The sequence below is a fragment of the Pseudomonas sp. Irchel 3F3 genome (assembly GCF_900187545.1).
GTDB classification, from domain to species: domain Bacteria; phylum Pseudomonadota; class Gammaproteobacteria; order Pseudomonadales; family Pseudomonadaceae; genus Aquipseudomonas; species Aquipseudomonas fortuita.
Genome location: NZ_FYDS01000003.1, coordinates 538,259 through 559,692 on the forward strand (window position 1 = coordinate 538,259; position 21,434 = coordinate 559,692).

Annotated in this window: 20 protein-coding genes; 1 reads left to right on the top strand and 19 read right to left on the bottom strand. The window is 60.6% G+C overall.

What is annotated here, in order from left to right; genetic code table 11:
• Positions 1–64: 64 nt before the first annotated feature.
• The 11 genes from CKW35_RS08655 to sdhC all read right to left on the bottom strand — a co-directional run bounded on the left by CKW35_RS08655 (position 65) and on the right by sdhC (position 14,090).
• Complete coding sequence (locus CKW35_RS08655; protein ID WP_060516951.1) at positions 65–814, bottom strand: DUF599 domain-containing protein; 750 nt, start codon at positions 812–814, stop codon at positions 65–67.
• A 233-nt stretch (positions 815–1,047) separates the two neighbouring features.
• Complete coding sequence (gene brnQ, locus CKW35_RS08660; protein ID WP_016488277.1) at positions 1,048–2,361, bottom strand: branched-chain amino acid transport system II carrier protein; 1,314 nt, start codon at positions 2,359–2,361, stop codon at positions 1,048–1,050.
• A gap of 392 nt (positions 2,362–2,753) precedes the next feature.
• Positions 2,754–3,638 carry a succinate--CoA ligase subunit alpha gene (sucD, locus tag CKW35_RS08665; protein ID WP_003254203.1) on the bottom strand — a complete coding sequence of 295 codons (885 nt, stop codon included), beginning with the start codon at positions 3,636–3,638 and terminating at the stop codon, positions 2,754–2,756.
• Positions 3,638–4,804, bottom strand: a complete 1,167-nt coding sequence (gene sucC / locus CKW35_RS08670; RefSeq protein ID WP_008091914.1) for an ADP-forming succinate--CoA ligase subunit beta — start codon at positions 4,802–4,804, stop codon at positions 3,638–3,640. Before sucC ends, sucD begins: the two co-directional genes overlap by 1 nt.
• A 172-nt stretch (positions 4,805–4,976) precedes the next feature.
• Entirely contained in the window at positions 4,977–6,413 is a 1,437-nt protein-coding gene (gene lpdA, locus CKW35_RS08675) for a dihydrolipoyl dehydrogenase (RefSeq protein ID WP_016488278.1), read from the bottom strand.
• Between the two features lie 96 nt (positions 6,414–6,509).
• Positions 6,510–7,730, bottom strand: coding sequence for a 2-oxoglutarate dehydrogenase complex dihydrolipoyllysine-residue succinyltransferase (gene odhB / locus CKW35_RS08680; RefSeq protein ID WP_016488279.1), 1,221 nt, complete (start codon positions 7,728–7,730; stop codon positions 6,510–6,512).
• Positions 7,731–7,772: 42 nt separating this feature from the next.
• Positions 7,773–10,604 (bottom strand): 2-oxoglutarate dehydrogenase E1 component, encoded by a 2,832-nt coding sequence (locus CKW35_RS08685; protein ID WP_016488280.1) that lies wholly within the window; start codon positions 10,602–10,604, stop codon positions 7,773–7,775.
• Between the two features lie 245 nt (positions 10,605–10,849).
• The gene (locus CKW35_RS08690) at positions 10,850–11,554 is read right to left on the bottom strand and encodes a succinate dehydrogenase iron-sulfur subunit (protein ID WP_008091906.1); all 705 of its coding nucleotides are present in this window, start codon (positions 11,552–11,554) and stop codon (positions 10,850–10,852) included.
• 11 nt (positions 11,555–11,565) lie between these two features.
• Positions 11,566–13,338 carry a succinate dehydrogenase flavoprotein subunit gene (gene sdhA / locus CKW35_RS08695; protein ID WP_016488281.1) on the bottom strand — a complete coding sequence of 591 codons (1,773 nt, stop codon included), beginning with the start codon at positions 13,336–13,338 and terminating at the stop codon, positions 11,566–11,568.
• A gap of 3 nt (positions 13,339–13,341) precedes the next feature.
• Positions 13,342–13,710: a succinate dehydrogenase, hydrophobic membrane anchor protein gene (gene sdhD, locus CKW35_RS08700; RefSeq protein WP_003254214.1), complete on the bottom strand. Its 369-nt coding sequence runs from the start codon at positions 13,708–13,710 to the stop codon at positions 13,342–13,344.
• Complete coding sequence (sdhC, locus tag CKW35_RS08705; protein ID WP_008091902.1) at positions 13,704–14,090, bottom strand: succinate dehydrogenase, cytochrome b556 subunit; 387 nt, start codon at positions 14,088–14,090, stop codon at positions 13,704–13,706. Before sdhC ends, sdhD begins: the two co-directional genes overlap by 7 nt.
• Before the next feature lie 352 nt (positions 14,091–14,442).
• On the opposite strand from sdhC, the gene gltA reads away from it, so the two are divergent.
• Positions 14,443–15,732, top strand: a complete 1,290-nt coding sequence (gene gltA / locus CKW35_RS08710; protein ID WP_016488282.1) for a citrate synthase — start codon at positions 14,443–14,445, stop codon at positions 15,730–15,732.
• Positions 15,733–15,835: 103 nt separating this feature from the next.
• On the opposite strand, the gene CKW35_RS08715 is transcribed toward gltA, so the two are convergent.
• From CKW35_RS08715 to CKW35_RS08750, 8 genes are all read right to left on the bottom strand, one after another.
• On the bottom strand, positions 15,836–16,441 hold the full coding sequence (locus tag CKW35_RS08715) for an START domain-containing protein (RefSeq protein WP_095115698.1): 606 nt from the start codon (positions 16,439–16,441) through the stop codon (positions 15,836–15,838).
• A gap of 33 nt (positions 16,442–16,474) precedes the next feature.
• On the bottom strand, positions 16,475–16,729 hold the full coding sequence (locus CKW35_RS08720; RefSeq protein WP_009684718.1) for a YkgJ family cysteine cluster protein: 255 nt from the start codon (positions 16,727–16,729) through the stop codon (positions 16,475–16,477).
• Positions 16,730–16,858: 129 nt separating this feature from the next.
• Entirely contained in the window at positions 16,859–17,338 is a 480-nt protein-coding gene (locus tag CKW35_RS08725) for a hypothetical protein (RefSeq protein WP_095115700.1), read from the bottom strand.
• Positions 17,339–17,402: 64 nt separating this feature from the next.
• On the bottom strand, positions 17,403–18,845 hold the full coding sequence (locus CKW35_RS08730) for a PLP-dependent aminotransferase family protein (RefSeq protein ID WP_016488285.1): 1,443 nt from the start codon (positions 18,843–18,845) through the stop codon (positions 17,403–17,405).
• 342 nt (positions 18,846–19,187) lie between these two features.
• The gene (locus tag CKW35_RS08735) at positions 19,188–20,000 is read right to left on the bottom strand and encodes an OmpA family protein (protein ID WP_016488286.1); all 813 of its coding nucleotides are present in this window, start codon (positions 19,998–20,000) and stop codon (positions 19,188–19,190) included.
• Entirely contained in the window at positions 19,997–20,350 is a 354-nt protein-coding gene (locus CKW35_RS08740) for a DUF4398 domain-containing protein (protein ID WP_016488287.1), read from the bottom strand. The genes CKW35_RS08735 and CKW35_RS08740 overlap by 4 nt, the downstream gene beginning before the upstream one ends.
• Positions 20,351–20,359: 9 nt before the next feature.
• Positions 20,360–21,181, bottom strand: a complete 822-nt coding sequence (locus CKW35_RS08745) for an ABC transporter substrate-binding protein (protein ID WP_023048067.1) — start codon at positions 21,179–21,181, stop codon at positions 20,360–20,362.
• Between the two features lie 75 nt (positions 21,182–21,256).
• Positions 21,257–21,434 (bottom strand): FAD-binding protein (locus CKW35_RS08750; protein WP_218192385.1); only part of this gene is annotated, 178 nt, incomplete at its 5' end.

The following is a 21,434-nucleotide window of genomic DNA, read 5'->3' on the forward strand; positions in this document are numbered from 1 at the left end:
TTTAAAACAAAAAAACCCGACATTGTCGGGTTTTTTTGTGCCTGAAAGTTTTCGATTAAACGTTTCAGTTTCCGACCACGGGGCTTTCCTTGACAGGCTCTGCCGGTACACTTTCGGTGGGTGTGAACACCATCACATCCAGCACATCCGAGTGGAACTCACGACGGTACAGAATAAACACGACACCCACACTCATCGCCATGAACAACCACGGGCTGATAAACCAGCTCAACATGGCCATGCCGAAGTAATAGGAACGCAAGCCCAGGTTGAACTGGTTGGCGGCAAGCGACAATACCCGTGCCGCCCGCGACGCGAACGCCTTGCGCTCCAGCTCATTGACCAGCCGTTCCCCGATCATGGGCGCCGAACCCACCAGCACCGCGGCAAAGTTGTACTGGCGCATGCACCAGCTGAACGTGAAAAAAGCGTAGACGAAGACCGTGGCCAGGCACAGCAGCTTGATCTCCGACATGCCCTGGGAGGTCTGTTGCACCAGCGGCAGGTCTGCCAGCAGCGAGAGCGCACGGTCGGAGGCACCGAGCACGGTAAGAATGCCAGCAAGGATGATCAGGGTGCTGGAGGCAAAGAACGACGCGTTGCGTTCAAGGTTGCCGATCACGCTGGCATCAGCAATGCGGTTGTCACGCAGCAGCATGCGGCGCATCCAGTCTTCACGGTAAAGGTGCAACACGCTGGCCAGGCACGCAGTGTCGCGGCCCTTCCAGATGGCATAGCGGGTATAACCACCCCAGCACAGGGCAAACCATGCGATGGCCAGCAGGTTATTGAAGTTGCTTTGGATGAAGTTCATGCAGGGTTCCCGAAAGCGCCAGAGGCCTAGAGGATAGGGACCAGGTTTCGACGCTGGCAAGCGGCAAAAGACACAGCTGTGCAGAGAAATAGGCGTGGTTCCCACAAAGAGCGCACCGGGCAAAGGGACCGCACAAAAAAGCCCCGCATCCTTCCGGATACGGGGCTTTCGAGTCTAGACCTCTGGCGAGCACCCTTCGGCTTGTGGCCGGTGCCGCCCTCAGGCTTCAACCATCAGGCCAACGCCTCGCGTGGCTTGCCGAGCATGCGGTCGCAGGCCACGGCGCCAACCAGGGTCACCACCGAAGGCACCAGCCAGGCAAGGCCTTGGTCGCTCAACGGTAAGTGCGCCATGAAGTCCGGCAGCACGTGGGCGATGCTGCTGCCCTTGATTGCATCGACCATGCCGAACAGCAACGAAACCAGCATCACCGGTGCGAGGATGCGGGTCGGCGAGTTCCACAAGTCTTTCACGAAGCTCAGGCCGACCACCACGATGCAGGGTGGGTAGATGGCGGTGAGCACCGGGATCGAGAACATGATCAGCTTGGTCAGGCCCAGGTTGGAGATCAGCAGCGAGAAGCCCGCAAGGATCACCACCAGCGCACGGTAAGACAGCGGCAGAACCTGGCTGAAGTACTCGGCACAGGCGCAGGTCAGGCCAACTGCCGTCACCAGGCAAGCCAGCGCGATGAGTACAGCGAGGAAGCCGCTGCCCAGCGAACCAAAGGTGTGCTGCACGTAGGCATGCAGTACCGCCGCACCGTTGGTGGCGTCAGCCGCGATGTCGTGGCTGCCGGCACCCAGACGGAACAGGCTGATGTACACCAGGGCCAGGCCGACACCCGCGATCAGGCCGGCGATGATGGCATAGCGGGTGATCAGCTTCGGCGACTCGACGCCGCGCGAGCGGATGGCGTTGACGATGACAATACCGAACACCAGGGCACCCAGGGTATCCATGGTCAGGTAGCCATCGGAGAAGCCCTTGGAGAACGCGGCAGCGGCATAGGCCGGCTGTGCCTCACCAATGGTGCCCGCTGGCAGCGCGAAGGCAGCAATCCCCAGCACGGCCAGGGCGATGATCTTCAGCGGTGCCAGGAAGCGGCCGACGGTGTCGAGCAGCTTGCCCGGGTACATGGACACGGCCAGCACCACGACGAAGTACACGAGGCTGTAGATGAACAGTGCCAGCGGGCTTTCACCGGTCAGCGGTGCAACGCCCACTTCGAACGACACGGTCGCCGTACGCGGGGTGGCGAACAGCGGGCCGACCGACAGGTAACACACCGCCGCCAGCAGGCCGCCGAAGAACTTGCCGATCGGGCTGCTAAGTGCATCCATGCCGCCACCGACCTTGGCCAGAGCGACCACGGTAATGACCGGCAGGCCCACGGCGGTCACCAGGAAGCCCAGTGCTGCCATCCATACGTGCGGGCCAGACTGCAGACCGACGATAGGCGGGAAGATGATATTGCCCGCGCCAACGAAAAGCGCAAACGTCATAAAGCCAAGCGCCAGGATATCCTGGCCTTTGAGAACTTTCATTTAAGGTAGTACCACACTGCTGAAATCGGGATTCGAGAGGGGATTTCCCTTTGGATGAGGGGAAATGCTGCCCGGCTTGATAGGCCAGACCCGTTTAGCGTGTCGTTCCCTTTTGGGGTACGGGCACAGAGTGAACGCGTAATGTAACTGTTTTGTCAGTCAAACGCACTGGCACAGTGCTGCTTGTCCGATGTGCGTACATGTTTGTCGTCTGTGCGACCGAGGACAGTAGGAATTATCCTCGGATTGAAACATTGGTCTGTGTGAAAAATCCTATCAAACCCATCGAAAAATCTTTTTAGCCTGCGAAGCGCCCCAAACGGGAACCCAGGCGCATTAACGACAAAGGCCACCCGAAGGTGGCCTCTGTGCGCGTGGGGGGTGTAGCAGTATTACTTCTTGGCTTCCCAGCCAGTCAGCTCGGCCAGGGCCTTGCCGATGTCAGCCAGCGAACGCACGGTCTTCACACCAGCGTCCTGCAGGGCGGCGAACTTCTCGTCCGCAGTGCCCTTGCCGCCGGAGATAATGGCGCCAGCGTGGCCCATGCGCTTGCCCGCAGGTGCAGTAACACCGGCGATGTAGGAAACGACTGGCTTGGTCACGTGGGCCTTGATGTAGGCCGCAGCTTCTTCTTCAGCCGAACCGCCGATCTCACCGATCATGACGATCGCTTCGGTCTTCGGGTCTTCCTGGAACAGCTTCAGGATGTCGATGAAGTTGGAACCCGGGATCGGGTCACCGCCGATGCCGACGCAGGTCGACTGGCCGAAGCCGGCGTCGGTGGTCTGCTTCACAGCTTCGTAGGTCAGGGTGCCGGAACGCGAAACGATACCGACCTTGCCTGGCAGGTGAATGTGGCCTGGCATGATGCCGATCTTGCACTCGCCCGGGGTGATGACACCTGGGCAGTTAGGACCGATCAGGGTCACGCCCAGCTCGTCGCACTTGACCTTGGCATCGAGCATGTCCAGGGTAGGAATGCCTTCGGTGATGCAGACGATCAGCTTGATGCCGCCGAAGGCCGCTTCCAGGATCGAGTCTTTGCAGAACGGAGCCGGTACGTAGATGACCGAAGCGTCAGCGCCGGTAGCTTCCACGGCTTCCTTGACGGTGTTGAACACCGGCAGGCCCAGGTGGGTGGTGCCACCCTTGCCTGGGGTTACGCCGCCGACCATCTTGGTGCCGTAGGCGATGGCTTGTTCGGAGTGGAAAGTACCCTGCGAGCCGGTGAAGCCCTGGCAGATGACTTTGGTGTCTTTATTGATCAGGACGCTCATTACTTGCCCTCCGCAGCTTTGACAACTTGTTGAGCAGCGTCGGTCAGGCTGGTTGCCGCAATGATGTTCAAACCGCTTTCTGCCAGTACTTTAGCGCCCAGTTCGGCGTTGTTGCCTTCGAGGCGAACTACAACCGGAACTTTAACGCCGACTTCTTTCACCGCGCCGATGATGCCTTCGGCAATCATGTCGCAGCGAACGATGCCGCCGAAGATGTTGACCAGAACGGCCGCGACATTGCTGTCGGACAGAATGATCTTGAAGGCTTCGGTAACGCGCTCTTTGGTAGCACCGCCGCCAACGTCGAGGAAGTTGGCTGGCTTGCCGCCATGCAGGTTGACGATGTCCATGGTACCCATGGCCAGGCCGGCACCGTTGACCATGCAGCCGATGTTGCCTTCCAGGGCCACGTAGTTCAGCTCGAAGCTGGCAGCGTGGGCTTCACGAGGATCGTCCTGCGACGGGTCGTGGAAGGTTTTCAGCTTAGGCTGACGGTACATGGCGTTCGCGTCGATGTTGATCTTCGCGTCCAGGCAGTGCAGGTCGCCGTCGGCCTTGATGACCAGCGGGTTGACTTCCAGCAGGGCCAGGTCGTGTTCTTTGAACAGCTTGGCCAGGCCTACGAAAATCTTGGCGAACTGTGCAACTTGCTTGCCTTCCAGACCCAGCTGGAATGCCAGTTCACGACCCTGGAACGGCTGAGCGCCGACCAGTGGATCGATAGTAGCCTTGATGATCTTCTCAGGAGTTTCGTGAGCGACTTTCTCGATGTCCACGCCACCTTCGGTGGAGGCCATGAACACGATACGGCGGCTCGAGCGATCGACTACAGCGCCCAGGTACAGCTCTTTGGCGATGTCAGTGCAGGATTCGACCAGGATCTTGGTCACTGGCTGACCGTTGGCGTCGGTCTGGTAGGTTACCAGGCGCTTGCCCAACCATTGCGCAGCGAACGCCTTGGCGTCTTCTTTGCTGCGAACCAGCTTGACGCCGCCCGCTTTACCGCGACCACCTGCGTGAACCTGGGCTTTTACAACCCACTCGGAACCGCCGATCTTGTCGCAAGCTTCTGCTGCAGCTTCAGGGGTATCGACTGCGAAACCCTTGGAAACTGGCAGGCCGTATTCAGCGAACAGCTGCTTACCCTGATACTCGTGAAGATTCATGCTTTTTACCGTCTTCGTTAGGTACTGCGCTTCGGCGCTGCGCCATTACTGGCGCCGCACCACCTGTGACCGTTGACCCCGGGTTTTCCCGTGTGATCCGGTCCGGCGGACGTTCCGCGGTGAGTCATGCACGCAAGACTCACGACGGGCTGCCCGCCGTGGTTTCTTATAATTAACGCTTCTTACGGTTGGCCACGTGAATGGCGCCGCCATTCACCGCCAGCGCTGCTTCATGCAACGCTTCGGACAGGGTTGGATGGCTGAAGACCATCATGCCCAGATCCTCGGCACTGGTGCCGAATTCCATTGCGATTGCACCCTGCTGCACCAGTTCGGCAGCCGACGGGCCAATCACGTGTACACCCAGCACGCGGTCGGTCTTGGCATCGGCGATGACCTTGACGAAACCACCGGTATCGTTGGCGGCCATCGCACGGCCGCTGGCCGCGAACGGGAAGGTGCCTACGTTAACCTCAACACCCTCGGCCTTCAAGGACTGTTCGGTCTTGCCGACCCATGCAATTTCCGGGTGGGTGTAGATAACCGACGGGATCAGGTCGTAGTTCATCTGGGCCTTGTGGCCCTTGATGCGCTCGACGACCATGATGCCCTCTTCCGAAGCCTTGTGGGCCAGCATCATGCCGCGCACCACGTCACCGATGGCGAACACGCCCGGCACGCTGGTGGCGCAATGATCGTCGACGAAGATGTAGCCGCGCTCGTCGATGGTCACGCCGCTGTCGGAAGCCAGCAGGTCGGTGGTTACAGGGCGACGGCCGACCGCAACGATCAGCTTGTCGAAGGTGATCTTCTGCTCGCCTTCGGCGTTGGTGTAGGTCACTTCAACTTCGTTGCCATTGACTTTCGAGCCGGTGACGCGAGCGCCCAGCTTGATGTCCAGGCCTTGCTTGGTCAGGGTCTTCTGGGCTTCTTTCGACACGGCAGTGTCGGCAGCCATCAGGAAGGTGTCCAGGGCTTCCAGCACGGTGACTTCAGCACCCAGGCGAGCCCATACCGAGCCCAGCTCCAGGCCGATCACGCCGGCACCGATAACGCCCAGGCGCTTCGGTACGGTCTGGAATTCCAGGGCGCCGGTGGAGTCGACGATGACGTTCTGGTCAACCGGAGCCGGCGGAATGTCGATCGGGCGCGAGCCGGAAGCCAGGATGACGTTCTCGGCTTCGATGACTTCGGTGGTGCCGTCAGCCTTGGTGACTTCGACTTTCTTGCCAGCCAGCAGCTTGCCGTGGCCCTGGATCGAAGTAACGCCGTTGGCCTTGAACAGGGTGGCAACGCCACCGGTCAGGTTCTTGACGATGCCAGCCTTGCGGCCAACCATCGCGGCGACGTCCATCTTCACTTCGCCAGTGGAGATACCGTGGACGTTGAAGCTCTCTTTGGCTTCCTTGTACTTCCAGGAGCTGTCCAGCAGCGCCTTGGACGGAATGCAACCTACGTTCAGGCAGGTGCCGCCCAGGGCCAGTTTGCCCTCGGCGTCGGTGTATTTCTCGATACAGGCAGTCTTCAGACCAAGTTGGGCAGCCTTGATGGCAGCTACATAGCCGCCAGGACCTGCACCAATCACCACTACGTCGAATTTCTGGGTCATAAAAGATTCCTTTTTAGCTTCAAGCGGCAAGCCGCAAGCCGCAAGACCAGCAGGCTTCGGCTTGAAGCTTGCGGCTTGCAGCTTACAGCTGCGCGATTAGATGTCCAGCAGCAGGCGGGACGGATCTTCCAGCAGGTTCTTGATAGTGACCAGGAAGGTTACCGCTTCCTTGCCGTCGATCAGGCGGTGATCGTACGACAGCGCCAGGTACATCATCGGGCGAATCACGACCTGGCCATTGATGGCCATCGGGCGCTGGATAATGTTGTGCATGCCCAGGATGGCGGCCTGCGGCGGGTTGACGATCGGGGTCGACATCATCGAACCGAAGGTACCACCGTTGGTGATGGTGAAGGTGCCACCGGTCATCTCTTCGATGGACAGTTTGCCGTCACGGGCCTTCTTGCCGAAGGTGGCGATGCCGTTCTCGATTTCAGCCAGGCTCATCGACTCGGCGTTACGCAGCACCGGTACCACCAGGCCACGGTCGCTGGACACGGCAACCCCGACGTCGGCGAAGCCGTGGTAGACGATGTCGTTGCCGTCGATCGAGGCGTTGACAGCCGGGAAGCGTTTCAGCGCTTCGGTAGCTGCCTTGACGAAGAACGACATGAAGCCCAGGCGCACGCCGTTGTGGGTCTTCTCGAACAGGTCCTTGTACTTCGAACGCAGGGCCATGACTTCGGTCATGTCCACTTCGTTGAAGGTGGTCAGCATCGCCATGTTGGACTGGGCTTCGACCAGACGCTCGGCGATCTTGGCACGCAGACGGGTCATCGGCACGCGCTTCTCGGTGCGGTCGCCAGCAGCGACGACAACCGGGGCAGCAGCGGCAGCAGCAGGCTTGGCAGCCGGGGCAGCGGCAGGGGCCGACTTCTTGTTGGCAACAGCAGCAACCACGTCTTCCTTGGTGATACGACCGCCTTTACCGGTACCGGCAACAGAGGCCAGGTCGATGCCGTTTTCTTCAGCCAGCTTACGCGCGGCCGGTGCAGCAACCGGGTCATCCTCGCCAGCGTCAGCGGCAGCAGCCGGAGCTGCAGCAGGCGCGGCTGCTGCGGCAGGAGCAGCGGCAGCACCGCCTTCAACGATCGAACCCAGCAATTCGTCGGACAGGACAGTGTCGCCCTCACCCTTGACGATGTCGCCCAGCACGCCATCGGCAGTCGCCAGTACTTCCAGGACAACCTTGTCGGTCTCGATGTCGACGATCAGCTCGTCACGCTTGACGGCTTCGCCCGGCTTCTTGTGCCAGGTGGCAACGGTGCCATCGGCAACCGATTCCGGGAAGGTTGGGGCTTTGATCTCGATAGCCATTATCTGTGTTTCCTTAAATTCGGTTTCAGGTGCGCGAAGGCGTTAGACAGTGAAGGCGTCTTGCAGCAGTTTTTCCTGCTGTTCGGCGTGCTTCGAAGCGTAACCACAGGCGGGTGCGGCAGAAGCGTCGCGACCGGCATATTCCAGGGTCAGAGCCTTGTTGTGGCGGCCCAGGATACGGCGCATGTGGTGCTGACTGCTGTACCAGGCGCCCTGGTTCATCGGCTCTTCCTGGCACCATACGGCGTGCTTGAGGTTGCTGTATTGGGCCAGGATTTCGACCAGGTCGTCCTCCGGGAACGGGTACAGCTGCTCGAGACGCAGGATGGCGATGTCTTCGCGGCCTTCGGCACGGCGTTTTTCCAGCAGGTCGTAGTAGACCTTGCCGCTGCACAGCACCAGGCGCTCGACCTTGGCCGGATCGATTGCGTCGATTTCCGGGATCACGGTCTGGAACGAGCCTTCTGCCAGGTCTTCCAGCGTCGAAACGGCCAGTTTGTGGCGCAGCAGCGACTTCGGCGTCAGGACCACCAGCGGCTTGCGCAGCGGGCGGATGACCTGGCGACGCAGCAGGTGGTAGATCTGTGCCGGGGTAGTGGGTACGCAGACCTGGATGTTGTGCTCGGCGCACAGTTGCAGGTAACGCTCCAGACGCGCGGAGGAGTGCTCCGGGCCCTGCCCTTCGTAACCGTGTGGCAGCAGCATGGTCAGACCGCACAGGCGGCCCCACTTGTGCTCACCGCTGGTGATGAACTGGTCGATCACCACTTGCGCACCGTTGGCGAAGTCGCCGAACTGGGCTTCCCAGATCACCAGCGCGTTTGGCGTGGTGGTGGAGTAGCCGTATTCGAAGGCCAGTACCGCTTCCTCGGACAGGAACGAATCGTACAGGTCGAAACGTGGCTGGCCCGGGAACAGGTTCTGCAGCGGAATGTAGGTGCTGGCGTCCTTCTGGTTGTGCAGCACCGCGTGACGGTGCGAGAAGGTGCCACGGCCGATGTCCTGGCCGGTCATGCGGATCGGGTGACCTTCGAACTGCAGGGTGGCGTAGGCCATGGTCTCTGCATAACCCCAGTTGATCGGCAAGCCGCCGGCCTGCATCTTCTGACGGTCTTCGTAGATCTTCGACACCTGACGCTGGACCACGAAACCTTCTGGCAGCTCGAGCAGCTTGGCCGACAGGTCCTGCAGGGTCTTGAGGTCGAAACGGGTGTCGTGACGCGCGGTCCAGGCGTGACCCAGGTACGGACGCCAGTCGACGAACAGCTCGCGGTTCGGCTCCTTGACCAGGCTTTTTACCACGTGCAGGCCATTGTCCAGCGCGTTGCGGTACTCGTCGACCTTGGCCTGAGCACGCTCGGCGTCGATACGACCGGCCTGGATCAGCGCCTCGGCATACAGCTCACGGGTAGTGCGCTGCTTGCTGATCTGCTGGTACATCAGCGGCTGGGTGCCGTTCGGCTCGTCAGCCTCGTTGTGGCCACGACGACGGTAGCAGACCAGGTCGATCACCACGTCACGCTTGAACTGCATGCGGTAGTCGATGGCCAGCTGGGTAACGAACAGCACGGCTTCCGGGTCATCGCCGTTGACGTGCAGGATCGGCGCCTGGATCATCTTGGCAACGTCGGTGGCGTACTCGGTGGAGCGCGCGTCCAGCGGGTTGCTGATGGTGAAACCCACCTGGTTGTTGATCACGATGTGCACGGTACCGCCGGTCTTGAAACCGCGGGTCTGCGACATCTGGAAGGTTTCCATGACCACGCCCTGGCCGGCGAATGCGGCGTCGCCGTGGATCGAGATCGGCAGCACCTTGTCGCCAGCGGTATCGTTGCGGCGGTCCTGACGGGCGCGCACCGAACCCTCGACCACAGGCGAAACGATTTCCAGGTGGGACGGGTTGAACGCCATGGCCAGGTGAACTTCACCACCGGTGGTCATCACGTTCGAGGAGAAGCCCTGGTGATACTTCACGTCACCGGAGCCCAGCTCGTTCATCTTCTTGCCTTCGAACTCGTCGAACAGCTCGCGCGGGTTCTTGCCGAAGGTGTTCACCAGCACGTTCAGGCGGCCACGGTGGGCCATGCCGATGACGACTTCCTTGGTGCCGTACGAGCCGGAACGCTGGATCATTTCATCCAGCATCGGGATCAGGCTCTCGCCACCTTCAAGGCCGAAACGCTTGGTGCCCGGATACTTGGTACCCAGGTACTTTTCCAGGCCCTCACCGGCGGTCACGCGCTCCAGCAGGTGCGCCTGCACGTCAGCGGAAAACTCCGGACGGCCGCGTACGCTTTCCAGGCGCTGCTGGAACCAGCTGCGCTGCTCGGAATCGACGATGTGGGTGAATTCGGCGCCAATGGTGCGACAATATGTCTTCTGGAGTGCATCGAAGATGTCGCGTAGGCTCGCCTCCTCTTTGCCGATGAACAGGTCGCCGGCACGGAAGGTCGTATCAAGATCGGCATTGGTCAAGCCGTAGTGATTGATCGACAGGTCTACGGGCGCAGGGCGCTGCCACAACCCCAACGGGTCGAGCTTGGCAGCCTGATGGCCGCGCATACGATAGGCCTGGATCAGTCGCAGAACTTCAACCTGCTTCTTCTCGTGTTCACTGCTCACGCTCCCGGCGGATACCGGTTGGGCGCGGCGCTGGTTCTTTGCCAGCAGTACGAAATGGTCGCGGATTGTCGAGTGCGATACATCAGTAGCGGTGCTGCCGTCGGCTGGCAACTTCTGGAAGTAAGTGCGCCACTCTTCTGGCACAGCGTTAGGGTCGTGCAGGTAGAGTTCGTAGAGCTCTTCCACATATGCAGCGTTACCACCTGAAAGGTGGGCGCTATCCCACATGCGCTGCATCACGCTTTCTTGCATGCTTGGTCACCCTCGATTAGGGGACTGATCGGCGAGAGCCACAGCAAACCTGGAAAAGTCCGAATAAAGCGACTGAACCACGCCACTTGGATCCTGCTGATTTTCCGGGTACCAGCCCGGAAAGCCCCTGCTGGTCTCATATCTTCATAGGTATGAACGCGGGCTTTGTGGGCCCTTGTTCGGGTTTTACCTCAGTGCGGGCTCAACACCCGCACCTCGGCTTACTGCAGGTACAACAGGTTGTATCAGGTGCCGCTTTGCAGCAGCATGTTACGTACGTGACCGATTGCCTTGGTCGGGTTCAGACCTTTCGGGCAAACGTTTACGCAGTTCATGATCCCGCGGCAGCGGAATACGCTGAACGGGTCATCCAGGGACGCCAGGCGCTCCTGAGTCTTGGTGTCACGGCTGTCGGCCAGGAAGCGGTAGGCCTGCAACAGTGCGGCGGGGCCCAGGAACTTGTCCGGGTTCCACCAGAACGACGGGCAGGAGGTCGAGCAGCAAGCGCACAGGATGCACTCGTACAGACCGTCCAGCTTGTCACGCTCTTCAGGCGACTGCAGGCGCTCGATGGCCGGGGCCGGCGTGTCGTTCTGCAGGAATGGCTTCACCTTCTCGTACTGCTTGTAGAAGATGCTCATATCGACCACCAGGTCACGAATGACCGGCAGGCCTGGCAGCGGGCGCAGAACCAGCTTGTTGCCTTTGACCACACCCGACAGCGGGGTGATGCAGGCCAGGCCGTTCTTGCCGTTCATGTTCATGCCATCGGAACCGCACACGCCTTCACGGCAGGAGCGACGGTACGAGAAACCCTCGTCCTTTTCCTTGATCAGCGCCAATACATCGAGAACCATCAGGTCCTTGCCACCGGTATCGACGTCGAACGACTCCATCTTGGGCGCCGAGTCGGTGTCGGGGTTGTAACGATAAACTTCGACTTTCAACATAGCAGCCACCCTTAGTAAGTCCGGATTTTTGGCTCGAAGGCCGGTACGGTCTTCGGCGCAAAGTTGACGCCACGCTTGGCAACGCGCTTCTCACCCGGGTAGTACAGGGTGTGGCACAGCCAGTTTTCGTCGTCACGGTCTTCGAAGTCTTCACGGGCGTGAGCGCCGCGGGACTCTTTACGGGCTTCGGCCGCGATGGCGGTAGCTTCGGCGACTTCCAGCAGGTTCTGCAGCTCCAGCGCTTCGATACGCGCGGTGTTGAAGGCCTGGGACTTGTCGTTGATCTTGACGTTGGCGATGCGGTCACGCAGGCCGGCCAGCTGCTCGATACCCTTCAGCATGTATTCGCCAGTACGGAATACACCGAAGTAGTTCTGCATGCAGCTCTGCAGCTCGCGCTTGAGGCTGGCAACGTCTTCGCCAGTGGAGCGCTCGTTGAGCTTGTTCAGGCGGTTCAGGGCAACTTCGATGTCGGTGTCGCTGGCGTCGAGGTGCTCGATACCATCGCTCAGCGCCTTCTCCAGGTGCAGACCGGCTGCACGGCCGAACACCACCAGGTCGAGCAGCGAGTTGCCGCCCAGGCGGTTGGCACCGTGAACCGATACGCACGCCACTTCACCTACGGCGAACAGGCCAGGGATGATGTGATCCTTGCCTTCTTCGTCCATGGTGATGGCCTGGCCATGGATGTTGGTGGCAACGCCGCCCATCATGTAGTGGCAGGTCGGAACGACCGGCACCGGCGCGACGACCGGGTCGACGTGGGCGAAGGTCTTGGACAGCTCGCAGATACCTGGCAGGCGGCTGTGCAGCACTTCCTCGCCCAAGTGGTCCAGCTTCAGCAGTACGTGGTCCTTGTTCGGGCCCACGCCGTTGCCGGCGATGATTTCCTTGACCATGGAACGGGCAACCACGTCGCGGCCGGCCAGGTCTTTCGCGTTCGGCGCGTAACGCTCCATGAAGCGCTCGCCGTGGGCGTTGATCAGGTAGCCACCCTCACCGCGGCAGCCTTCGGTGACCAGTACACCGGCGCCGGCGATGCCGGTCGGGTGGAACTGCCACATCTCGATGTCCTGCACCGGTACACCGGCACGCAGGGCCATACCGATACCGTCACCGGTATTGATCAGGGCGTTGGTGGTGGAGGCGTAGATACGGCCTGCACCGCCAGTGGCCAGAACGGTGGCCTTGGACTTGATGTACATGGTTTCGCCGGTTTCGATGCAGATCGCGATCACACCGACAAAAGCGCCTTCCTGGTTCTTTACCAGATCAACAGCGTAGTACTCGTTGAGGAAGGTGGTACCGGCTTTCAGGTTGCCCTGGTACAGGGTGTGCAGCAGCGCGTGACCGGTACGGTCGGAAGCGGCACAAGTACGGGCAGCCTGGCCACCTTTACCGAAGTCCTTGGACTGGCCACCGAACGGACGCTGGTAGATACGGCCGGTTTCGGTACGCGAGAACGGCAGGCCCATGTGGTCCAGCTCGAAGACCGCAGCCGGGCCTTCCTGACACATGTATTCGATAGCGTCCTGGTCACCGATGTAGTCGGAACCTTTGACGGTATCGTACATGTGCCAGCGCCAGTCGTCGTTCGGGTCAGCCGAAGCGATGGCGCAGGTGATGCCGCCCTGGGCGGATACAGTGTGCGAGCGGGTCGGGAAGACCTTGGTGACTACGGCAGTCTTGTGGCCGCCTTGAGCCAGTTGCAGCGCAGCACGCATGCCGGCGCCGCCGCCACCGATGATGATGGCGTCGAATGAGATGGTTGGAATGCTAGCCATGGATCAGATACCCCAGAGAATCTGCACACCCCAGACGAAGTAAGCGAACATCGCAACGCCGCATACCGCCTGGAACAGGAAACGAATCGCAGTTGCCGACTTGCCGAACGACATAGGCGTCAGGTAGTCGGTTGCAATGGTCCACATGCCGACCCAGGCGTGAGCGCCCAGGGCAACGAGGGCCAGCAGACTGAAGATCCGCATCGCGTTGTTGGAGAACAGACCATGCCACTGGGTGTAGTCGATGCCTGGGTGGGCGACCACGTAGCCGATCAGGAAGAGGAAGTAAGCCGCGAGAACGACCGCGGAGACGCGTTGCGCCATCCAGTCATAGAGGCCCGAACGCGACAGGTTCGTGACATTGGTTACCATACCCAAACTCCCACCAGAACGATCAGCACCACGGAGATGACAATCACGATTTTCGAGCCCAGCTTGCCGCCTTCCAGCGTCTCACCGATGCCCATGTCCATGATCAGGTGGCGTACACCTGCCACGAGGTGATAAAGCAGGGCGGACAACAGGCCCCAGGTCACGAATTTGGCCAGCGGGCTGGTCAGACACGCCTTCACCTCACCGAAGCCTTCCTCGGAGCCCAACGATTTGCCCAGTGCATAAAGCATGATGGCAAGGCCGATGAACAGGATGACGCCGGAGATACGGTGCAGAATGGACGTGTATGCAGTGACAGGGAGCTTGATGGTCCTTAGGTCTAGGTTTACAGGTCGTTGGCTTTTCACGGCTTTTTTCACACTGAAGAGCCCCTAGCGAATCAGGGCAAAGTTGTTGGTAAGTGTACTGGTCAGGTACCCACCACCCAGGGAACGGCGACCCCCAGCAGTTCGGGCTTGCAAGCCCCTGGCGGTCGGGTGCCGAGTATAGACAGTTAGGCTGCTTATGACAACGTGACGGGGTAGCCCAAATAGCGCATTGCCTTTAACGAACAAAAGGCGTAAATGGGCGAGAATTTCGGGAAAAATCAGGCTTGAATGCCTGATTCAACAAGCCTTTAGGCAAATTGACATCTGAATTTATCCCTCTATAGTGGTGCGGGCCCTGCGTGGGGGGTCTGTCTGATGATTTCAAGCATTAATAGGAGGCCACATGGCTGACAAAAAAGCGCAGTTGGTCATCGAGGGCGCTGCCCCCGTCGAGCTGCCCATTTTAACCGGCACCGTTGGTCCTGATGTAATCGACGTCCGCGGGTTAGGGGCCACTGGTCACTTCACCTTCGACCCCGGTTTCATGGCGACCGCCTCGTGCGAGTCGAAGATCACCTATATTGACGGCGACAAAGGTATCCTGCTGCACCGCGGCTACCCGATCGAGCAACTCGCCGAACAGTCCGACTACCTCGAAACGTGCTACCTGCTGCTCAACGGCGAACTGCCGAATGCCGAGCAGAAGGCCCAGTTCGTCAGCACCGTCAAGAACCACACCATGGTTCACGAGCAGCTGAAGTCCTTCTTCAACGGCTTCCGCCGCGACGCTCACCCGATGGCGGTGATGTGTGGCGTAGTCGGCGCCCTGTCGGCGTTCTATCACGACTCCCTGGACATCAATAACCCGCAACACCGCGAAATTTCCGCGGTGCGCCTGGTCGCCAAGATGCCGACCCTGGCCGCGATGGTTTACAAGTACTCCATGGGCCAGCCGATGATGTACCCGCGCAACGACCTGTCGTACGCGGAAAACTTCCTGCACATGATGTTCAACACCCCGTGCGAGATCAAACCGATCAGCCCGGTGCTGGCCAAGGCAATGGACCGGATCTTCATCCTCCACGCCGACCACGAGCAAAATGCCTCCACCTCTACCGTTCGCCTGGCCGGCTCGTCGGGTGCCAACCCGTTCGCCTGTATCGCCGCCGGTATCGCCGCACTGTGGGGCCCGGCCCATGGCGGTGCGAACGAAGCCGTACTGACCATGCTCGATGAAATCGGCGATGTATCGAACATCGACACCTTCATCGCCAAGGCCAAGGACAAGAACGACCCGTTCAAGCTGATGGGCTTCGGTCACCGCGTGTACAAGAACCGCGACCCGCGTGCTACCGTCATGAAGCAGACCTGCGACGAAGTCCTGCGCGAGCTGGGCATCAAGAACGACCCGCAGCTGGAACTGGCCATGCGCCTCGAAGAGATCGCCCTGACCGATCCGTACTTCATCGAGCGCTCGCTGTACCCGAACGTCGACTTCTACTCGGGGATCATCCTCAAGGCGATCGGCATTCCGACCAGCATGTTCACCGTGATCTTCGCCCTGGCACGTACTGTCGGCTGGATCTCGCACTGGAAAGAAATGCTCTCCAGCCCGTACAAGATCGGCCGTCCGCGCCAGCTGTACACCGGCGAGCAAAAACGCGATATCACTGCACTGAAAGACCGCAAGTAAGCTTTTCTAGCCGAACGCAAAAGGCTGCCCTCGGGCAGCCTTTTTTCTTCCAGGTCCTGGTGGCCGCAGTTCGACCCTTGCGGGAGCGGCCTTGCGTTAAACCTCAGTTTTTCTCAGCCCGCTCCCGCAGCCCTTTCAGGGTATTGAACGGCGCGTCCACCACGAACTTGTTGGCCACCATCGCCGGCACGCTCCCCCCCGGCTCGGTGTGCACCTGGTAGGTCACTTCCGTGCTGTCGCCCTTGGGTACCAGCTTCCAGAAGCCCTCAACCTTGGCCACCCGCACATAGCCCTTCTCTTCCGGCAGATAGGTCGGCTCTTCCTTCAGGTTACGCACCAGGCTGCCGTCCGCTCCCTTGACAGTGGTCACGTGCAGAATCGAATCTCGCGGCGTTACCGGCCAAGGGGTATTGAACTGGGTGTAGGTCCAGCTCTGATCACCTTCGTGCTTGAGCAGCTTCTGCGACTTGCACTCATGAATCCATGCGCAGGCCCCGACCACGTCTTCCTGCAACGCCTGCACCTTGGCCAGCGGCGCCTTGATTACGGTGACGCCCTGATAAGCCTTGTACTTGGACCCGGCCACTTCACTGAGGGATACCTTGATGCCCTCTTCGTCCTTGGCCACCTGCCAGTTTTCGGCCCAGGCCGCAGGCGACAGCAGAACACCCACGCCACACAGCAGTGCAATTCGCTTGAACGATCTCATCATGTTTATCCTTGTTGTCGAAGATCCAGCCTGTCACGCCGCCGTCATCTGCTCCCACCAGCCAAGAATCCTGATTGCCTCGTCACGGTCACTGCCGCACACCTCGACATCTGCCTTGAAGCCGCCACATACCGCCGGCCGCTCGGGCTTGCCGAACAGGTCGCACAGGTTGGCAGCCGTCAGGTGCAGGCAGCGCTCACCAGCCGGCTTGCCATTGGGCATGCGCGGCATCGCAGACGTGATGGACGGGGCGATGCAGCAAGCACCACAGCCTTCACGGCAGTTCATGGCTATTCACCAAAATCAGGACTCCCTGGAACAAAACGGGACGAACGTCCCTGGATAGTAACCGCTCAAACAGGCGTTTGAAATTGCTGGCACGATGAAATCTGCCGTGACCCGGCAGTCAGTTCCCGGCTACTGCCGATACTCGAAATCGATCGCCGCCCCCTCCACGTCATGACGGCTGTCATTACGCAACTGCAGCTGCATTTCGTTATTGATAAGCCGGCCATTGAGCTGGAACGGGCTGTCATTGGTTTCGGGCTTTTCGGTGAACATCGGCGGCAGCAAAGGTTTGCGCCGCTGGATGGGCGACGGGGTACCCACATCCGGCTCAAGGGTATTGACCATATCGACTGGCAGGCTGAGGTCCAGCTTTGCCTTGGGCAGTGGTTTGGCAACCGCTTTACTGACGGGTTTGTGCGCCTTGGTCTTGCTGTTGCCGGTTTTTTTCACCACCTGCTTCGGCGCGGGCTTGGCTGCCACTTTTTTTTGCACGGGCTTGCTCTGGGCTGCCTGCGCCTGTTGCGCCGGCTGCGCAGCCAAGGTTGGACCGCCCGGGTAGCAGAGCGGTGCAAGACACAAGATCAGGGCAAAACGGCGCAAAGCATTCATGGCAAATGGACAGATTGGCAAGAAAGGTGCGTATGCTCCATGTTCCACAAGCGCCTGGCAAGCCTTACAAAAGTGTGAGCGCAGGCTCCCTGCACAACTGCTGAGCCAGCAAACCCAGCGTCATCACTGCCCGCTCGGCCTCCTTGTTCCACGGGATGCCGCAATTAAGGCGAATGCAGTGATTGAACTGTTCTGTGTTACTGAATATTAACCCCGGCGCAATGCTGATGCCCTGCTCCAGCGCCCGCACATGCAGCTCCTGGGTATTGACCCGCCCGGGCAAGCTTATCCAGAGGATGAAACCGCCCGTCGGCCGAGTCATCTGGGTACCCTCCGGGAAGTGCTGCTGCACCGCCAACTGGTAGGCGCTGAGGTTCTTGCGATACTCCTGGCGTATGTAACGCAGGTGCCGGTCGTAGCCGCCATTTTCCAGGTAGGCCGCCACGCCCATCTGCGTCACGCTGCAGGCCGAATGAGTGGTGAAGGTCTGCAGGCGCTGTATCTCGTCCTGATAGCGCCCGGCGATCATCCAGCCAACGCGCACACCAGGGGACAAGGTCTTGGAGAAACTTGAACAGTAGATCACCCGGTCCAGCCGGTCGAATGCCTTCAGCGCCTTGGTCTTGCCTTGCTCGAACATCAACTCGCCATAGATGTCGTCCTCGACGATCTGGATGTCGAAGTCCGACGCCAGGCGCAGCAACTGCTTCTGCCGCTCTTCAGGAACAGTGCCGCCCAACGGGTTGCTCAGGCGGGCGGTCAGCACCAGGGCCTTGATCGACCACTGGTTGGCCGCCAGCTGCAAGGCTTCAAGGCTGATACCGGTGGACGGGTCACTGGGGATTTCGATCACTTTCAGGCCCAGCAGGTCGGCCAGTTGCAGCAAGCCGTAATACGTCGGCGACTCGGCCGCAATCAGATCGCCCGGGCGGGTCAGCACGCGCAATGACATTTGCAGGGCATCGACGCAGCCATGGGTCACGATCACTTCACGGGGGTCGACCAGCACGCCAGCATCGCGCATGCGAATGGCGATCTGCCGGCGCAACGGCTCAAAGCCGGGGCTGAACATGTAGCTGAACGCGCGCGGGCTGTGAAAGCGGGTGACCTTGGCAATTTGCTGATGCAGGGCACGGACCGGCAGGTAGTCGACATGCGGCACCGCAGCACCAAACGGGAACACGCCATCACGGCGCGCCTCGGTCAGCACTTGCTGGATGATGCTGGCGCGGGTGACCAGACCGGGGCGCTCCACCCGGGCAATGTCCGGCGTTTGCGCAGTCAGGGCCGGCGTCTGGTGCACGTAGTAGCCCGACTGCGGCCGCGCGCGGATAAGCCCTTGGTCTTCGAGGTTGGCATAAGCCTGCAGCACCGTGGCATGGCTGACATTGAGCTGGGCACTCATCTTGCGCACGGAGGGTACACGCTCGCCTGGCTGGTAGACACCGCGACGGATGTCATCGGCCAGTTGCTGGGCGATACGCTGGTACAGCAGCAGGTTGGTCATGGCGGCAGGCTCGTTGTTCTTGTGCGGCTCAGTGACGGTAGAGGATACCGTAACAGTTGCAAAGTGTACTGGGACAGAATGCAACATAGTCGACAATACAACAGCGTGACAGCTATCGAAACGACTAAGCCGACAAAAAGCGGGGCTGCCTGGCGGCCCCCCCCCGGCAATCCAGCCTCCTTTCAACAAAAACATGGCTTTTGATCTGGCAGGGACCTTGTGGGAGCGGGCTTGCCCCGCGAACACCGGAAAAGCCGGTGCCATGCACCGCGCGCCCCCCTTCGCGGGACAAGCCCGCTCCCACAATGACGCCTGACACGCATTCCCTGTGGGAGCTGTAACTCAGCGCGCCGGCGCGAGCTTGCCTTTGTCGTCGGAGAAGACGATCTCCACCCGGCGGTTCTGCGCCCTGCCCCGCTCAGAGGCATTGGCCTCGATCGGGTACTGGTCGCCATAGCCCTCGACCTGCAGGCGCTTTTCGTCGATGCCAAGGTCCACCAGCATGTCGGCCACGGCCTGCGCCCGGTCACGGGACAGGTTCAGGTTGTCCTCGGCGGCGCCAGTGCTGTCGGTATAACCCTCGATACGCACCACCCGTCGCGGGTTCAGCTGAAGGAACTGCACCAGTTTGAGTACGGTACGGCTGGCCGAGTTTTTCAGGTCGGCACGCCCAGTATCGAACAGCACGTCACCCAGGGTCATCACCAGGCCACGGTCGGCTTGCTCCGAAGCCAGCGCCGCGATCTGCGACTCGACCCACTTGCCCTGCTGCTGCACGCTGGCCAGCTTGGCCTCGCGCAAAGCCAGCTGCAGGCGCTGACGCTCGAGGTCAAGCTTGGCCTGGCGCTCCTGGTTCAGCGCCAGCTTGGCATGCTCACTGGCAATCTCGCTGTAACGCTGGCTCAGGTAAGCGTAATGACGCACATCGGAACCGGTGCCGATGTAGCTGGACAGGCGCTCGGCACGGGCCAGCGACTCGCCCGCGCGGATCACGTCACGCGGCGCACTGCGCAGCACATCGGAATCATCCTTGACCTTGGCGAAAGTGGCACTGGCTTCCTCCAGCGCTGCAGAGCTGCGTTGGCTGGCGCAACCTTGCAAGGCTGCTGCCAGCGCCAGCAACGCCAACGCGGCCAATGGCGTACGGCGGATCATGGCTGCACCTCCAGCTGCTTGCGCAAGCGCTTGACCCGCGACTGCAGCAGCTGCAACTGCTCTTCGCTCTTCTGGTTCAGCACCTGGGCCTCGGCCAGGCGAGCATCCAGTTCGGCCTGCTCGGCGCGCATGCGCGCATCGCGGTAATCTTCGGTCAGCATGTTGGTCTTGGCCCGGGCCAGCTTGTCTTCAGCCATCTTCAGCGTCTCGACCTGCTCGGTGGCACCTACGGCCCTGGCCTGCTCCAGTGCCTGTTCGGAAATGCGCATCTGCTCGTCAGGGGCCGGATCATTGGCGCAGCCAGCCAGGCCGAGCACGGCCAAGGCAAGGATTAGTGGTTGGGTTCTCACGCAATCTTCCTAGTGTTTGGGGGCGTCCGCCGGCACCTGCAATTGCGCTTTCCAGCGCTCGACATTTCGTTGCAGGACGGCCTCGGACGCACCGGAGATCGGCAATTCTGTCAGTTTTTTTGCCAATTGCCCACGCAACCAGCTGTCATTGCATGCCGAGTTGTGCGAAAGGGCCAGATACAGACCTGGCCGGTCCACCGGCAGGCCGCGGGCGATCAGGTCATTGTTCATGCCCAGGCTCTGGGCCATGGCCATGCCCGAATAGCGGCCGGCGAGCACATAATCCACTTGGCCAAGCACCAGCTTCTGGAATGCCTGGGTCAGGTTCTGCGCCGGCACCAGCTTCAGCTGGGCCTTGGCAAACGCGGTAAAGGCCGGGGTCAGGCGCGCGCGTTCGGACAAGCTGCCCTGGTATTTGGCCAGGTCCGCCGGGCCATCGAACGTCAACTCGGCGTCATGGCGTGTCCACACCAGGTATTCGTTGAGCTGAAGGGGTGGGTGGATGTAGTCCAGCGCGGTGAGCTGTTCGACCTGCATGGGTGTATCGAGCAGCAGGTCCATACGCCCGCTGCGCACCTCTTCCAGGGCCTGGTCGCGACGGCCGGCATTCAGCACCTCCACCTTCACGCCCAGCTCGCCAGCCACCTGGCGCAACAGGTCCACGTTGGCACCGATCAAATGTTTCGGGTCTTTCGGGTCCTGCCAAGAGTAGGGCGGCGCATCGGGGCTGCCGGTTGCCACCAGGCGCTCACACTTGCCTGCTGCCATGGCCAGCGGCGACGCCAACGCCGCCATGCATACCAGCGCCCTGCCCGTTCCGCGCAACGTCATCCCTCACTCCTCAACCCATAAAAAAACCCGACCCTCAATGCGAGGGCCGGGTTCTTTATAAGTGAAGCAGGCGGATCAGACCAGCTTTTCCAGCTCCGGAACCGCTTCGAACAAGTCAGCGACCAAGCCGTAATCGGCCACCTGGAAGATCGGCGCTTCTTCGTCCTTGTTGATCGCAACGATCACTTTGGAGTCTTTCATGCCGGCCAGGTGCTGGATCGCGCCGGAGATACCGACGGCGATGTACAGCTGT

Excerpts from the sequence above, each read along its gene's own strand:
- CKW35_RS08655 (WP_060516951.1), bottom strand. The coding sequence starts at position 814 with ATGAACTTCATCCAAAGCAACTTCAATAACCTGCTGGCCATCGCATGG.
- brnQ (WP_016488277.1), bottom strand. The coding sequence starts at position 2,361 with ATGAAAGTTCTCAAAGGCCAGGATATCCTGGCGCTTGGCTTTATGACG.
- sucD (WP_003254203.1), bottom strand. The coding sequence starts at position 3,638 with ATGAGCGTCCTGATCAATAAAGACACCAAAGTCATCTGCCAGGGCTTC.
- sucC (WP_008091914.1), bottom strand. The coding sequence starts at position 4,804 with ATGAATCTTCACGAGTATCAGGGTAAGCAGCTGTTCGCTGAATACGGC.
- lpdA (WP_016488278.1), bottom strand. The coding sequence starts at position 6,413 with ATGACCCAGAAATTCGACGTAGTGGTGATTGGTGCAGGTCCTGGCGGC.
- odhB (WP_016488279.1), bottom strand. The coding sequence starts at position 7,730 with ATGGCTATCGAGATCAAAGCCCCAACCTTCCCGGAATCGGTTGCCGAT.
- CKW35_RS08685 (WP_016488280.1), bottom strand. The coding sequence starts at position 10,604 with ATGCAAGAAAGCGTGATGCAGCGCATGTGGGATAGCGCCCACCTTTCA.
- CKW35_RS08690 (WP_008091906.1), bottom strand. The coding sequence starts at position 11,554 with ATGTTGAAAGTCGAAGTTTATCGTTACAACCCCGACACCGACTCGGCG.
- sdhA (WP_016488281.1), bottom strand. The coding sequence starts at position 13,338 with ATGGCTAGCATTCCAACCATCTCATTCGACGCCATCATCATCGGTGGC.
- sdhD (WP_003254214.1), bottom strand. The coding sequence starts at position 13,710 with ATGGTAACCAATGTCACGAACCTGTCGCGTTCGGGCCTCTATGACTGG.
- gltA (WP_016488282.1), top strand. The coding sequence starts at position 14,443 with ATGGCTGACAAAAAAGCGCAGTTGGTCATCGAGGGCGCTGCCCCCGTC.
- CKW35_RS08715 (WP_095115698.1), bottom strand. The coding sequence starts at position 16,441 with ATGAGATCGTTCAAGCGAATTGCACTGCTGTGTGGCGTGGGTGTTCTG.
- CKW35_RS08720 (WP_009684718.1), bottom strand. The coding sequence starts at position 16,729 with ATGAACTGCCGTGAAGGCTGTGGTGCTTGCTGCATCGCCCCGTCCATC.
- CKW35_RS08725 (WP_095115700.1), bottom strand. The coding sequence starts at position 17,338 with ATGAATGCTTTGCGCCGTTTTGCCCTGATCTTGTGTCTTGCACCGCTC.
- CKW35_RS08730 (WP_016488285.1), bottom strand. The coding sequence starts at position 18,845 with ATGACCAACCTGCTGCTGTACCAGCGTATCGCCCAGCAACTGGCCGAT.
- CKW35_RS08735 (WP_016488286.1), bottom strand. The coding sequence starts at position 20,000 with ATGATCCGCCGTACGCCATTGGCCGCGTTGGCGTTGCTGGCGCTGGCA.
- CKW35_RS08745 (WP_023048067.1), bottom strand. The coding sequence starts at position 21,181 with ATGACGTTGCGCGGAACGGGCAGGGCGCTGGTATGCATGGCGGCGTTG.